We start from the raw sequence: 14,362 nt of genomic DNA, 5'->3' as shown, positions 1-14,362 counted from the left end.
GCCGCCGGTCACCGGTCTGTACCCTCAATGAGGATCTTTTGCGCCTTGTACAGGCGTGCCCTGAGAACAAATCTAGGAGCTGTTTAGTTTGCACACCCTCCAACGCACCGGGCTGGGACGGCGCCTGCTGGCCCTGACCGGGCTGCTGGCGGTGCTCTCGCTGGTCTTCGGCGGCAACGCGGCCGCGGCTGCGGCCCAGGCACCGCAGAGCGCCAGCGGCGAGAGCTACGTCATCGGTACCGACACGACGTTCGCGCCCTTCGAGTTCCGCCAGGGCGGCGAACTGGTCGGCATCGACATGGACCTGCTGCGGGCGATCGCCGAGAACCAGGGCTTCGAGGTGGAAATCCGTTCGCTCGGGTTCGACGCCGCCCTGCAGGCCCTGCAGTCCAACCAGGTGGATGGAGTCATCGCCGGCATGTCCATCACGGACGAACGCCGGCAGGTCTTCGACTTCTCCGACCCGTACTTCGACTCGGGCGTGCAGATGGCCGTGGCGCAGAGCAACAACGAGATCACGTCGTACGAGGACCTCGCGGGCGAGACAGTCGCGGTCAAGCGCGGCAGCGAGGGTGAAGCCTTTGCCGACTCGATCGCAGAAGAGTACGGGTTCACGGTCAAGCCGCTGGACCAGTCGGCCACCATGTACGACGACGTCAAGGCCGGCAACTCCGTGGCAGTCTTCGACGACTACCCGGTGCTGGCCTACGGCATAGCCCAGAACAACGGACTGAAGGCCGTCACGGAGAAGGAACGCGGAAGTTCCTACGGCTTCGCGGTGAACAAGGACCAGAATCCCGAACTGATCCAGGCCTTCAACGCCGGCCTGGCCGAACTCAAGGCCAGCGGCGAATACCAGCAGATCCTGGACAAGTACCTAGCCTCGCCGGAGACCGCCGGGAAGAGCAGCTTCTGGCAGCTGCTGACAGACAGCCTTCCCGCCCTGATGAAGGGCCTGGGGCTCACGCTGTTCGCCACGGCGCTGTCCATCCTCATCGCCCTGGTCCTGGGCGTCGCCTTCGGGTTCCTGAAGGTATCCCGCCGGATCGTGCTGCGCGGGATCGCGACCACCTATGTGGGCATCTTCCGCGGCACGCCGCTGCTGGTCCAGGCGTTCTTCTTCTACTTCGGCCTGCCGCAGCTGACCGGCGCGCCGATCGACGTCCTCACCGCAGGCGTGCTGACCCTGAGCCTGAACGCCGGCGCCTACATGACGGAGATCGTCCGCGGCGGCATCCAGTCCGTGGATCCCGGCCAGATGGAAGCCAGCCGCAGCCTGGGCCTGGGCTACGTTAAATCCATGCAGAAGGTCGTGATCCCGCAGGCGGTCAAGATCATGACCCCCAGCTTCATCAACCAGTTCGTCATCACCCTCAAGGACAGCTCCCTGCTGGCGGTCATCGGTTTCGCCGAACTGACCTACCAGGGCCAGCAGATCTACGCCTCCAACTTCCGCACCGGCGAAACCCTGCTGATCGTGGCGGCGCTGTACTTCGTGGTGATCACCGCGCTGATCAAGCTTTCCAACATCCTGGATAAGAGGTTCAACAAGTGAGCAAGATTCACGTCGCCGGACTGAAAAAGAGCTTTGGCAGCAACGAGGTCCTCAAGGGCCTCGACGTCGAGGTGGCCGAAGGCGAAGTCGTCTGCGTGATCGGGCCGTCCGGCTCGGGCAAGTCGACCTTCCTGCGCTGCCTGAACAAGCTGGAGGACATCAGCGGGGGAACCGTGGTCGTCGACGGTTTCGACCTGACCGACCCGAAGGTCGACCTGGACAAGGTGCGCCAGCACATCGGCATGGTCTTCCAGCACTTCAACCTGTTCCCGCACAAGTCGGTGCTGGAGAACATCATGCTGGCCCCGGTGGAGCTCAAGAAGCTCGGCAAGGCCGCAGCACGGAACAAGGCCCTGGAACTGCTGGAGAGGGTCGGGCTGTCCGAGAAAGCCGACGCCCGCCCGGCCCAGCTCTCCGGCGGGCAGAAGCAGCGCGTCGCCATCGCGCGGGCACTGGCCATGAACCCCGACATCATGCTCTTCGACGAGGCCACCAGCGCCCTGGACCCGGAGATGGTGGGGGAGGTGCTGCAGGTCATCAAGGACCTGGCGGCCGAAGGCATGACGATGGTGGTGGTCACCCATGAGATGGGCTTCGCCCGCGAAGTCTCCGACCGCGTCATCTTCATGGCCGACGGCTACATCGTGGAAGAAGGCAGGCCGGAGGCACTCTTCGGCGCTCCGCAGCAGGCACGTACCCAGGACTTTCTGGCCAAGGTCCTCTGACCGGCCGACGGCGGTGCCCCTCCGATGCGCGGGGGGCACCGCCGTCGGGCCTCGCCCCGCCAGTGTGGCCGGGAACAGGGCTCCGGGTTAGGCTGAGGCCGGAACCCAACCGAAGGAGGCGCCGGACATGACCGACATCGATGTGCTTGGACGCGAACACCTGGCCGTGGCCGTCGGAGCCCCGCACGGACGCAGTGCCGCCTTGGTGGCCCAGGACGGTCCGTTGCGCCAGACGGTGTTGGCGTTGAAGGCAGGCGCCGAACTGGGGGAGCACAACGCTCCGCTGGCCGGCACGCTGCTGGTCCTGGAAGGGGCGGTCACCGTGGTGTCCGCGTCCGGCCGCATGGCGGTCAACGAGAACCAGCTCGCCGTGATCCCGCAGGAGCGGCACTCGGTGGAGGCGTCCGAGGACTCGGTGTTCCTGCTTACCGCCGTCACCGAGACACACCGGGACGGCTGAGCGGCGCACTGCGCCTTACCCGCGCAGCGCGCTGCGGATGATCGCCACCACTCCCGCGAACAGAAGCGCGGTGGCGGTCAGCACCAGCGAATAGGCGACTCCGACGCGCAGGATGACCAGGAACACCAGGAAGGTGACGGCAGCGCCGATGAGCGCGGCCCTGACCGGTCGCGGCGTCCGGCTTTGAGGTGCGGGCCCCCCGCTCTCGCCCATAGGGTTCATTTTGCCACGCCTCGACGTTTCAGCCGAGGCTCTTTCCGGCGGCGGCTCACCGGTGCGGCCCCGATCGGATGACGGGGGAAAGCGCCGGGAGCGCAGAGAACGCGTGAGGCTCCTCCCATGGCGGGAGGAGCCTCACGCGTTGTACGACAATGCCGTGGACTAGCCGCGATCCTGCAGCATCAGCCGTCAGCAGCCGTAATAGAGCTCAAATTCGTACGGATTCGGGCGGGCGGCCAGCGGCAAGATTTCCTCTTCGCGCTTGTAGGCGATCCAGGTGTCGATCAGGTCCTGGGTGAAGACACCGCCGGCCTGCAGGAACTCGTTGTCCGCCTCCAGTGCCTCGAGCGCTTCCTCCAGCGAACCCGGAGCCTTCTGAATGTCCTTGGCTTCCTCGGCGGGCAGCTCGTACAGGTCCTTGTCGATCGGGTCGGCCGGCTCGATGCGGTTCTTGATGCCGTCCAGCCCCGCCATCAGCTGGGCGGCGAAGGCGAGGTAGGGGTTGGAGCTGGGGTCCGGAGCGCGGAACTCGATGCGCTTGGCCTTGGGGTTGGAGCCGGTGATCGGGATGCGGATGCCGGCCGAGCGGTTGCCCTGCGAGTAGACCATGTTCACCGGGGCCTCGAAGCCCTTGACCAGCCGGCGGTAGGAGTTCACCGTCGGGTTGGTGAACGCCAGCACCGCGGAAGCGTGCTTGAGCAGGCCGCCGATGTACCAGCGGGCGGTGTCGGAGAGGCCGGCGTAGCCCTTCTCGTCGTAGAACAGCGGCTGCCCGGCGGTCCAGAGCGACTGGTGGCAGTGCATCCCGGAGCCGTTGTCGCCGAAGACCGGCTTGGGCATGAACGTGGCGGACTTGCCCCAGGCGTCGGCGACGTTCTTGACGATGTACTTGAACTTCAGCAGATCGTCGGCGGCGTGCGTCAGGGTGCTGAACCTGTAGTTGATCTCGGCCTGGCCGGCGGCACCGACCTCGTGGTGGGAGCGCTCGACCTCGAGGCCGACGGCGTCCAGCTCCACGCAGATCGCGTCGCGCAGGTCCGCCTGCTTGTCGGTGGGGGCCACCGGGAAGTAGCCGCCCTTGACCGGCGTCTTGTACCCCTGGTTCCCGCCTTCTTCCCTCTTCCCGGAGTTCCAGTACGCCTCGACCGAGTCCACCCTGTAGAAGGAATGCTCGGGGCTGGACTGGTAGCGGACGTCGTCGAAAATAAAGAATTCGGCTTCCGGGGCGAAGAACGCGGTGTCGGCGATTCCGGTGGAGGCCAGATACGCTTCGGCGCGCTCGGCCACGCCGCGGGGGTCGCGGTGGTAGGGATCGCCGGTGCGCGGGTTCACGATGGAGAAGTTCAGCGCCAGCGTCTTCTCGACGCGGAACGGGTCGATGAAGGCGGTGGAAACATCGGGGATCAGCTGCATGTCGGACTCGGCGATGCCTTGGAAGCCGCGGATCGAGGAGCCGTCGAAGAGCTGGCCGTTCACGAAGAAGTCCGCGTCAACGGTCTTGGCCGGCACGTTGAAGTGCTGCTGGACGCCGGGCAGATCGGTGAAACGGATATCGACGAACTTCACGTCTTCGTCGGCGATGTACTTGAGGACCTCGTCCGCATTCTTGAACATCGGGGTCATGCTCCTTACGCATTCTGGGGGAACCTGCCTCCGCTGAACGGGGCCGGCAACAGTTACAACAATAGGAGCAGGGAATTTCCCGACAGTGTCGCAATTGTTTCGGGCAGGTTACGAAATCGATGTGCACTGCAAGTTTACCGTCTGGGGTCTTCACACTTTACCGGCAGCAACTCCGGGCCCGCACCCCGGGGAAGCCGGCGGCAGGCGTGACCGGTAAACTTGAGGGGTGGTAAGCAGACGCGATCTTGGTTCCTGGCTCGAAGGCCCCCCGCAGTCCAACATCCAGAAATGGCCCGGGCAGCGGCTCGGGCTCCCGCAGTCCGGCTCCGGCTCAATTGCGCGTCCGGGGCGCCGGATGGTGGCGCTGCTCATTGACTGGCTCCTGTGCTATGCGATCGCGAACGCCTTCCTGGGCGGCAGCCAGCTGGCCATCCTGGCAGTGTTCGCCGTCGAGCAGCTGCTGCTGGTGGGGACGCTCGGCTACAGTTTCGGCCACCGCCTGCTCGGCATCCACGTGCGCAAACTCGACGGCTCCGCACCCGGGTTGCTGGCCGCCGTCGTGCGCACCGCTCTCCTGTGCCTGGTGATTCCGGCCGTCATTTTCGACCCCGACCAGCGCGGCTTCCACGATCGTGCCATGGGCACCGTCCTGGTGCGCCGCTGAGGCAGCGCCCAAGCGTGCGTCAACCCCGATCAACGCCAACCCGTTAAACCCGAGAGGCTGCCGGTGGGAACCGGCAGCCTCTCGGGATGTCAGGGGGGAGGATCAGCGTCCGCGCATGGCCTTGCGATCCGGGCGGGCCTTGAACGGGTCCACGCCCTTCGGGATGGGGAGCTTGTTGCTGCCCAGGGCCGACAGCCGCTTGTCCACGGCGCTGACTTCCTGCTTGGTCAGTTCCTTCTTGAGCTTCTGCACGGTCTTGGCCACCTTGCTCAGCTCCACCTGGCCTTCGCCGCGGCCGGTCTCGATCACATGGATCGTGACGTTGGGCAGGATGCGGCGCATCCGGCGCCGCTCCGACTCGACCAGCTGCCGCACCCGGTGCGAGGGGCCCTCGGTTACCAGCACAATGCCGGGGCGGCCCACGGCGCGGAATACGGCGTCCTGGGTGCGCGGGTTCACGGCCACCGGCTGGTCCTGCAGGATCCAGCCGCGGCGCAGCACGCTGAGCGCCGCCCCGGAAGCACCGGGCTGGCCCTCGATCTGCGAGAACGCCGCACGTTCGGCGCGCCGCGACAGGATGAAGGTGGCGGCCAGCAGGCCCAGCGGGATGGAGATGATCAGCAGCGTGACCCAGTTGTTGATCAGCAGGCCAATGACCAGGCCGACGGCGACGATGCCGAGGAACGCCAAAAGCATGAACCAGACAACGTTCGGGTCGTTGCGCCGGGTCATCCGGAAGACCTGGCCGATCTGCTTCAGCCGGCCGGGCTGCTTGTTGGCTTTGGACGGTTTCCCAGCCTTGGGCTTGCGTGAGAAGAGACCCCGCTTCGGGGCGTCGGAATCGGTGCTATGGGCCATAATGTCCAATTCTATCGTGACGGAGGAGGCTCTCGTGCCGGATGCGGACACGGCAACGGTCCGGCAGCCGGCAGGCTCCCGGACCGCGGTTCCGGCGGTTCAGTTACCGGGCAGCCATCAGCGTGGCGGCTTCCTGGCGGGTGCTGCCGGACTCGCCGATGTGCGCGAGCTGGGGCGGAAGCTCCAGGCCCTTCTTGCGCATGGCGGTGGCCCAGAGACGGCTGGCACGGTAGGACGAGCGCACCAGCGGTCCGCTCATCACACCCAGGAAGCCGATTTCCTCGGCCTCCTGGCTCAGTTCCACGAACTCCTCCGGCTTCACCCAGCGCTCTACCGGGTGGTGGCGCTCGGTCGGGCGCAGGTACTGGGTGATGGTCACCAGGTCGCAGCCGGCGGCGTGGAGATCGCGCAGCGCCTCGGAAATTTCTTCGCGGGTCTCGCCCATGCCCAGGATCAGGTTGGACTTGGTCACCATGCCGTGGTCGCGGCCCTGGGCGATGACGTCCAGCGAACGCTCATAGCGGAAGGCCGGCCGGATGCGCTTGAAGATCCGGGGCACGGTTTCCACGTTGTGCGCGAACACCTCCGGTTGGGCTTCGCAGATGGCCGCGATGTGTTCGGGCTTTCCGGAGAAGTCCGGAATCAGGATTTCGACGCCGGTGCCCGGGTTGAGTTCGTGGATCTTCCGGATGGTCTCGGCGTAGAGCCACACGCCCTCGTCGGCCAGGTCATCGCGGGCGACGCCGGTGACGGTGGCGTAGCGCAGGTTCATCTGCTGGACCGACTGGGCGACCTTCGTGGGTTCCAGGATGTCGACGGGGGAAGGCTTTCCCGTGTGAATCTGGCAAAAATCGCAGCGGCGCGTGCACTCGGATCCGCCGATCAAGAATGTTGCCTCGCGGTCTTCCCAGCATTCAAAAATATTGGGGCAGCCTGCCTCTTCGCAGACGGTGTGCAGCCCCTCCTTCTTGACCAGGTTCTTCATGCCCACGTACTCGGGGCCCATGTTGACCTTTGCCTTGATCCAGTCCGGCTTGCGCTCTACGGGGGTGGCGGCATTGCGGGCCTCGACGCGCAGCAGGCGGCGTCCTTCAGGGGCGAGCGTCACAACAGGGCTCCTTCGGTCTGGCGGTGACCAGTGTCGGTGTCGGTGGCCGCGGGTCCGGGGGTGCCCGTCTTGACCAGTGATGTTTCGAACGAGCGGAGTTCTGCCTCCACCCGGTCTGCGATGTCGGCCGGGGCAACGTCCAGCCCGGTCTCGGCCTGGATGGTGGTGGTGCCGGCGTCGGTAATGCCGCAGGCAATGATCTGGCTGTAGGGTGCCAGGTCGTTCCGGCAGTTAAGCGCGAAGCCGTGCATGGTTACCCGGCGGTTGACGCGGATGCCGATGGCGGCGATCTTGCGGGCGGGGTTGCGCTCGTCGGCCTCGATCCAGACGCCGGAGCGGCCCTCCATCCTGGTGCCGGCCACGCCGTAATCGGCGAGCACGTTGATCAGGACCTGCTCGAGGATGTCGACGTAGTCGGCCACCCGGGTGGGATCGGGAAGGGCCACGATGGGATAACCCACCAACTGGCCGGGGCCGTGCCAGGTCAGCTTGCCGCCACGGTCCACACTGACCACGGGGGTGCCGTCCAGCGGCCGCTCATGGTCTTCGGTGCGCTTGCCGGCGGTGTAGACGGCACTGTGCTCGAGCAACAGCACGGTGCTGGGCGCCGTCCCAGCCACGACTTCAGCGTGCAGCTTGCGCTGCAGCGCCCAGCCTTCTTCATAGTCGACGTAGTCAGGGGCGAAGCCCAGTCGTGAAAACTCAAGAGCCATTCAGCAAGACTACGCTTCGAGGGCCGGGCACTGCTATTTGTGTAGCGCCACAATTGCTGTGGATAACTTCTGCACGCAGCAGTCGGACGGAGTAGAAGTGGTCCATGGAAGATGGGCAGACACCTGGCGCAGCCTCCGTGGAGCCGGAACCGCCGCGCCCGGCGGCGCCGGGGTTGCATGTGCAGCGATGGCTGGGCAGCGGCGCATCAGCCTCGGTCTGGCTTGTCCGCGATACGGCGACCGGAACGGAGTATGCACTGAAGGTGCTGTCCGTGCCTCCTGCTCCGCCCACCGACGACGCGGGAGGCCCGCCGCCCGTGCGGCGCGCGGCCCGGCAAGGATATGCCGCCGGGGAGGGCGAGCCAGCGCCCTGGGCGATTGCGGCGGAGGGGCAGCAGGGGACCGCGGCTGCTGCTGCCGCCGACCATGAACTGTCCCTGTTGACGGACGCGCGGCATGAGCACCTGCTGCCCGTCCATGGCCACGTGGAAACTGATCGCGGGCCGGGGCTGCTGCTGGAGTATGCTGCCGGCGGCTCGCTCGCGGCACTCGTCGCCGCCCGCGGACCGCTGGCCGTGGGCGAGGTGGTAACGATTCTGACTCCGGTCGCCCAGGTTCTGGATTACCTGCACGGGATCGGGACCGTGCACGGGGACGTCTCGCCCGGCAATGTGCTGTTCACCGCCGTGGGCAAGCCGCTGCTGGCCGACCTGGGTGTCGCCCGTGCGCTGGGCAGCGACCGCCCGCCGGCGGCGGGCACGCCGGGGTTCGGGGCACCGGGCGGCGGGTCCGGCGGAGGGGGCCTGGATCCCGAAGCGGACAACTATGCGCTGGCGGCCATCGGTTGGTTCGCGCTCACCGGCCGGGTGCCCGGTGCCACCGCACAGCGGCCGCCGCTGGCGGCGTTGGTGCCCGAGGTGCCGGATGATCTGGTGGCCCTCCTGGAAGACGGACTGGCCGAGCGTGCGGGGGAGCGCCCCTCGGCGGCGGAGTTCGCCCGCCGGGCGATTCGGACCGCAAAGCCGGAGGCGCTGGATTTGACGGCGTCGGCGCATCCCTCCGTTGCCAGCCAATTGTTGACCCGGCGGCAGGCGGCGGGAAAGGCGGCGGGCCGCCGGGACGGGGGACCGCTGCCACCGTTTCCCCTGCCCCTGTCCCGGGGCGATGCCCGGCCCCTGTCCCGGGGCGATGCCCGGCCTCGGTCCCGGGGCGATGCCCGGCCGGCCGCCGGCCGGTGGGCGAGGGCAGTACTGGCGATGACCGCGGCGGCGGCGGCAGCGGGACTGTTGTCCGCCCTGGCGGGCGCCTTGGCGCCTGCTCCGCCGAACGGCGCAGACGCCGGGCGGTCGCCGGGCCGCGGCCAGTCCGTGCAACAGGTGTCCGCGGGGCAGCGCGAAGCACAGCCGCCTTCTCCCCCCGAGGCCCAGGTCCTGCCGGCGGCCCTGGGGCAGGCGCTGCGGGGCGACGATGCCGCCGCGGCCGTGCCCGCCCTGGCCTGGTTGCGCACCGAAGCGGTCAGGACGCGCGATGCGACGCTGCTCGACCAAGTCAACGTCCCCGGAACGGCCGTCATGGACACGGACCGGGAGATCATCGCGGCACTGGCGGGCTCGGGGAGTTGGCTCGAGGGCCTGGAAACCACGGTGGAGGACGTAACCGCTGCTCCGGCGGCGCAAGGCGGAGGAAAAGTAACGGTGGCCGCGACGGTCACCACGTCGGCGTTCCGGCAGGTGGCCGCCGACGGCAGCGTGGTGGGACGACGCGCCGAACCCAGCGTGCAACGGGTCCAACTGGAGATGGTCAGGCAGGACGCCGGCTGGCTGATCCAGGCCGTCCATGAGGCGCCCCGCCGCTCCGATGACCCCAGGGCCGGCGCAGGCCGTGACTAAGATCGAGGCATGACTTCATCGAGCTACTTCCGCTACCCGCACGTGCACGGCGATCTTGTCACGTTCGTCGCAGAGGACGACGTGTGGGTTGCACCCCTTGCCGGCGGCCGGGCGTGGCGTGTCTCGTCGCTGCAACTGCCGGCCAGGAACCCCAGGTTCTCGCCGGACGGGCAGCACCTGGCCTGGGGTGTGGTGCAGGCCAGCGCGCCCGAGGCTGTCACCGCGTCGGTCGACGGCGGAGGGTTCCGCCAGCTGACGTACTGGGGGCATGCCTCCACCAGGGTAAAAGGATTCACGCCTGCCGGCGACGCACTGGTGACGAGTTCCTTCGAACGTGAAGAGTCGCGTCATACCTGGGCCTACGCTGTGCCGCTGGACGGCTCCGGCGCCCGCGTCCTGCCCTTCGGGCCCGTCGACTCGATCGCGTTCGGGCCGGAACTCGGCGACGAGCGTCCGCTGGTGGTCGGGAGCGTGCTCTCTCGCGAACCGGCTTGGTGGAAGCGTTACCGCGGCGGTACGGCCGGCAAGCTGTGGATCGACCGGGACGGAGGCGGCGAGTTCGAGCGCCTGGCGGCCGATCTCGACGGCAACCTGGCAGACCCGATGTGGATCGGCAACCGGATCGCGTTCCTGAGCGACCACGAAGGCTACGGCAATCTGTATTCGCTGCGGCCGGACGGAACAGACCTCCGCCGGCACACCGACCACGACGGTTTCTATGTCCGCCATGCCGCGACGGACGGCAACCGGGTGGTCTTCGAATCCGCCGGTGAACTCTGGCTCCTCGACTCCCTGGACGCGGCACCGCGCCGGCTCCGGATCACGCTGGGCTCGGCATCCACGAGCCGCCGCGGCCGCCCACTCAACGTGGCACAGCACCTGGCGTCCGCCGTCCCGAATCCCAAGGGAACCGCGTCCGTCATCGAAACGCACGGCACAGTGCACTGGCTGACCCACCGGGACGGGCCTTCGCGCGCGGTGGAATCGACGCCCGGTGTCCGCGCCCGGCTGGCGCGGCCCCTCGGCGACACGCGGGTGGTCTACGTCGCCGACCACGACGGCGAGGAAGCCCTCTACATCCGCCAGGTCTTCGAACAACTTCCCCGGGGCGACCAGCCTGCTCCCGCCGCAACCGCGCCGGCCCCTGCCGAACCGGAGCCCGACGGCTTGCCCCGCCCGGTGTCCGCCTCCGCCGTCGTCCATCCGACCCAATCCCAGCCCATCGTGGAGGTGCGTTCCGGCGGAAAGCAAGGCGCCGGCACGGAGAGCCGGGAACCGGACGCGCGTTCCGCCGAAGCGCTGGAGCCGCAGCAATTGCGCCGCGTGGAGCTGCCCGGACCGGACCGGGTGAGCGCGCTTGCCGCCAGTCCGGACGGGTCGCTGGCGGCAGTGGCCACCGAATACGGGCAGGTACTGGTCCTGGACGCCGGAAACGGGGAGCTGCGCCGCCTCTCCGGCACCGACCACGGGGCCGTTGGTGAGCTGGTCTTTTCACCGGATTCCCGCTGGATCCTGTGGGCCGAGCCGGTCACCGCGGAGGGCACCCGCACCCGCCTGCGGCTGGCCCGGGCCGACGGCACCGGCGGTATCGTCGACGTGACCGACGGACGTTTCCGCGACCATGGGCCGGCCTTCACCCCGGACGGCAAGTTCGCCGCGTTCCTCTCCGAACGGAGCTTCGATCCGGTCTATTCCACCCACAGCTTCGATCTGGGTTTCCCCGAATCGACCAAGCCGTTCCTGGTGGCCCTGGCCGCTGCCACGTCTTCGCCGTTCGGCCCGTCGGTGCACGGCACGCTGCCGGACGCGCCGCCGGCAGCGGGGAAGGAGCCATACGGTTCCCCGAACGGGGAGGACCAGGCCGCGCCCGCCGTCACCGAGGTGGTTGTGGACGCCGAACGGCTGGCCGAGCGGATCATCCCGGTCCCGGTCCAGCAAGGCCGCTACACGGACCTCAGCGCGGTCGAAGGAGCCCTGCTGTGGCTGGCCAGTGATCCCGCCGGTGTCACCGGAGAGGGACGCGCGTCGGCGGAGGAGCCGGAGCAGGCCCAGCGGCTGGAGCGGTTCGACCTCTCCCGCCGGGAGGTTTCCGTGCTGGTGCCGGCCGTGGACTCCTATGAGGTGTCCCAGGACCGCAAACGGATCGTGTACGTGCACAAGGCGCAGGTGAAGGCCGTGCCGGCCGCCGGGAAGGTCGACGACGACTCGCCCGAGAGCGTGCAGGTCGACCTGAGCCGGATCCGGGTCACGCTCGAACCGCTCAAGGTCTGGGGACAGGCGTTCGACGAGGCCTGGCGGCTGCAGCGCGACTTCTACTGGGCCGAGGACATGGCCGGGCTGGACTGGCAAGGCGTCTACGACCGTTACCGGCCCCTGGTGGAACGACTTGGGTCGCACGACGACTTGGTGGACCTGCTCTGGGAGCTGCACGGCGAACTCGGCACCTCGCACGCGTACGTTTCGCCACCGCCCGTCGCGGAACCGGGCTCCGGGAAACAGGGACGGCTCGGCGCCGACCTGGCGCGGACCGAGGCGGGCTGGACCGTGCAGAAGATCCTTGCCGGAGAATCATCGGATCCGCTGGCGCTGTCCCCGCTGACGGCTCCGGGCGCAGCAGTGGACCCGGGTGACGTGATCGCGGCGGTGGACGGCATCCCCGTGGATCCGCTGGCAGGCCCGGCGCCGCTGCTGGTCGGCGCGGCCGGCAAGACCGTTGAACTGACCATCGTTAACGGGGCGGGCAGCCCGGACGCCGGCCTGCAGCGGCGGATCGCGGTGGTCCCCATCCGCGACGAGGAGCGGCTCCGGTACCAGAACTGGGTGTCCGGGAACCGCCGCAACGTCCGCGAGGCATCGAACGGGCGCTTCGGCTACCTCCACATTCCGGACATGGTGGCGCGCGGCTGGGCACAACTGCACCGCGACCTGGATGTGGAGACCGCCAAGGACGCGCTCGTCATCGACGTACGGCGCAACCGGGGCGGCCATACCTCGCAGCTGGTGGCCGAGTTGATCGGTCGCAAGGTCACCGCATGGAACCTCGCGCGCGGCGAGCAGCCGGGCACGTACCCGGCACATGCGCCGCGGGGCCCCGTCGTCGTCCTCACCGATGAATACGCCGGGTCCGACGGCGACATCATCACCCAGGTGAGCAAGCTGCGCGGAATCGGTCCCGTGGTCGGGACGCGGACCTGGGGCGGGGTGGTTGGCATCGACGCGAAGTTCTCGCTGGCCGACGGCACCGGTGTCACGCAGCCACGGTACGCGTTCTGGTTCACCCAGGGCGTGGGTTGGGGCGTGGAGAACTACGGGGTGGACCCGGACATCGAGGTGCCGTTCCCGCCCCATGCGTACGGGGCGGGGGAGGACCCGCAGCTGGAGCACAGCGTCGGCATCCTCAAGGAGATGCTGGGTGAACTGCCGACCGACCAGCCGCCGGCGCGGGCCGGTTATCCCGTGCTGCGCCCCGGACCGCTGCCGCCGCGTCCGCAGGAGGCCGGCTGAGCGCCGGGCTGAACATTGAAGAACCCCGGGCACACCGAAGGTGCCCGGGGTTCTTCAACGAAAGATTTGTGCGCTAGCCGGCCAGGGTGGCATCAATCGTGATGCTCGGCACTGAGGCCAGGGCGCCGGAAACAGGACAGGTGTCCTTGGCGCCGGAGGCCAGGCGCTGGAAGTCGTCCTCGCTGATCCCGGGCACGGTCGCGTTCACGGTCAGGCGAATCTCGGTGATGCCGGTGCCCGGCACGAAATCCACGGCCGCCGAGGTCTTAATGCTCTCGGCGGTGGTCCCGTTCTCCTTGAGCATGTTGCTGAACTGCATCGAGTAGCAGGTGGCGTGGGCGGCGGCCAGCAGTTCTTCGGGGCTGGTCTTTCCTTCGGACTGGTCCGCACGTGCCTTCCAGGTGACATCGTAGGTGCCGATGCCGGACGTTTCGAACGTAGTCTGGCCGGCGCCGCTAAACAGGTCGCCGTTCCACTCGGTGCTGGCAGAACGTGTTGTAGCCATGTGTCCTCCTTGGTCGATGTACAGGATGCGTTTTCCGCCGGTCCCGGCCAGAGTCGGCCGGTGCCGTCATCTTCATCCTAGGGGAGTTGCGCCGGACTGTCCGGCGGCACCGTTAAGGCCACTGCGGCCGGCCCCGGGTCGGGGCCGGCCGCAGCGCGGGAATTCGTAAGGTCAGTTCCAGAGGGTGGCGATGGCGACGTTCAGCAGCGCCAGGCCGCCCACGGAGTGGGCCAGACCGGCCGAAATCGGCTCGCCGGCCTTGTACTTGCGGCGGCCGATGAACGCGAGGACGCCCACGACGAGCCCGATGACAAGCTTGATGGTCAGCTTCACGTAGTCGGCGTCCATGGCCAAGGCCGGGATCAGGCCCATCATGATGATGCCGGTAATGAGCTGCAGGGCGGCGCCGTCGAATTGGCGGGGGTGGACCGTGGGCTTCTTCATGTTGCCGATCCAGATGCCGACGATCATGGCAGCACCGACGATATGCAGGAAGACGAAAATGTTGTAAAGGATCTCCATGGGCCCAGCCTATCGGC

General features: G+C 67.9%; 13 protein-coding genes. 6 read left to right on the top strand and 7 right to left on the bottom strand.

Annotated elements, in window-relative coordinates; translation table 11 throughout:
- The first annotated feature begins 88 nt into the window (after positions 1-88).
- From AC5RVD_RS14995 to AC5RVD_RS14985, 3 genes are all read left to right on the top strand, one after another.
- Positions 89-1,555 carry an amino acid ABC transporter substrate-binding protein/permease gene (locus tag AC5RVD_RS14995; protein ID WP_494113358.1) on the top strand — a complete coding sequence of 489 codons (1,467 nt, stop codon included), beginning with the start codon at positions 89-91 and terminating at the stop codon, positions 1,553-1,555.
- Positions 1,552-2,280, top strand: coding sequence for an amino acid ABC transporter ATP-binding protein (locus AC5RVD_RS14990; protein WP_494113359.1), 729 nt, complete (start codon positions 1,552-1,554; stop codon positions 2,278-2,280). The genes AC5RVD_RS14995 and AC5RVD_RS14990 overlap by 4 nt, the downstream gene beginning before the upstream one ends.
- Positions 2,281-2,407: 127 nt before the next feature.
- On the top strand, positions 2,408-2,740 hold the full coding sequence (locus AC5RVD_RS14985; RefSeq protein ID WP_494113360.1) for a cupin domain-containing protein: 333 nt from the start codon (positions 2,408-2,410) through the stop codon (positions 2,738-2,740).
- A 15-nt stretch (positions 2,741-2,755) separates the two neighbouring features.
- On the opposite strand, the gene AC5RVD_RS14980 is transcribed toward AC5RVD_RS14985, so the two are convergent.
- On the bottom strand, positions 2,756-2,953 hold the full coding sequence (locus AC5RVD_RS14980) for a hypothetical protein (RefSeq protein WP_494113361.1): 198 nt from the start codon (positions 2,951-2,953) through the stop codon (positions 2,756-2,758).
- A gap of 195 nt (positions 2,954-3,148) precedes the next feature.
- The gene (gene glnA / locus AC5RVD_RS14975; protein ID WP_494127354.1) at positions 3,149-4,573 is read right to left on the bottom strand and encodes a type I glutamate--ammonia ligase; all 1,425 of its coding nucleotides are present in this window, start codon (positions 4,571-4,573) and stop codon (positions 3,149-3,151) included.
- A gap of 235 nt (positions 4,574-4,808) precedes the next feature.
- On the opposite strand from glnA, the gene AC5RVD_RS14970 reads away from it, so the two are divergent.
- Complete coding sequence (locus AC5RVD_RS14970) at positions 4,809-5,246, top strand: RDD family protein (protein WP_494113364.1); 438 nt, start codon at positions 4,809-4,811, stop codon at positions 5,244-5,246.
- Positions 5,247-5,348: 102 nt separating this feature from the next.
- Here AC5RVD_RS14970 and AC5RVD_RS14965 read toward each other — a convergent pair whose 3' ends face one another.
- From AC5RVD_RS14965 to lipB, 3 genes are all read right to left on the bottom strand, one after another.
- On the bottom strand, positions 5,349-6,104 hold the full coding sequence (locus AC5RVD_RS14965) for a DUF4191 domain-containing protein (protein WP_494113365.1): 756 nt from the start codon (positions 6,102-6,104) through the stop codon (positions 5,349-5,351).
- Between the two features lie 103 nt (positions 6,105-6,207).
- Positions 6,208-7,212, bottom strand: a complete 1,005-nt coding sequence (gene lipA, locus AC5RVD_RS14960; protein ID WP_494127353.1) for a lipoyl synthase — start codon at positions 7,210-7,212, stop codon at positions 6,208-6,210.
- Complete coding sequence (gene lipB, locus AC5RVD_RS14955; protein ID WP_494127352.1) at positions 7,209-7,925, bottom strand: lipoyl(octanoyl) transferase LipB; 717 nt, start codon at positions 7,923-7,925, stop codon at positions 7,209-7,211. The genes lipA and lipB overlap by 4 nt, the downstream gene beginning before the upstream one ends.
- A 104-nt stretch (positions 7,926-8,029) precedes the next feature.
- On the opposite strand from lipB, the gene AC5RVD_RS14950 reads away from it, so the two are divergent.
- Together AC5RVD_RS14950 and AC5RVD_RS14945 are read left to right on the top strand one after the other, a co-directional pair.
- The gene (locus AC5RVD_RS14950) at positions 8,030-9,814 is read left to right on the top strand and encodes a protein kinase domain-containing protein (RefSeq protein ID WP_494127351.1); all 1,785 of its coding nucleotides are present in this window, start codon (positions 8,030-8,032) and stop codon (positions 9,812-9,814) included.
- A 9-nt stretch (positions 9,815-9,823) separates the two neighbouring features.
- Positions 9,824-13,318 carry a S41 family peptidase gene (locus AC5RVD_RS14945; RefSeq protein WP_494127350.1) on the top strand — a complete coding sequence of 1,165 codons (3,495 nt, stop codon included), beginning with the start codon at positions 9,824-9,826 and terminating at the stop codon, positions 13,316-13,318.
- A gap of 73 nt (positions 13,319-13,391) precedes the next feature.
- Here the strand turns inward: AC5RVD_RS14945 and AC5RVD_RS14940 are convergent, their stop codons facing one another.
- On the bottom strand, positions 13,392-13,823 hold the full coding sequence (locus AC5RVD_RS14940; RefSeq protein ID WP_493987444.1) for an OsmC family peroxiredoxin: 432 nt from the start codon (positions 13,821-13,823) through the stop codon (positions 13,392-13,394).
- Positions 13,824-13,994: 171 nt separating this feature from the next.
- Positions 13,995-14,345 (bottom strand): hypothetical protein, encoded by a 351-nt coding sequence (locus tag AC5RVD_RS14935; RefSeq protein ID WP_494113369.1) that lies wholly within the window; start codon positions 14,343-14,345, stop codon positions 13,995-13,997.
- Positions 14,346-14,362: the final 17 nt, after the last annotated feature.

This window comes from Arthrobacter sp. THG-b23, assembly GCF_059091265.1.
The sequence above is the reverse complement of the archived record's forward strand: the minus strand, read 5'-3'. Positions and strand labels throughout refer to the sequence as shown.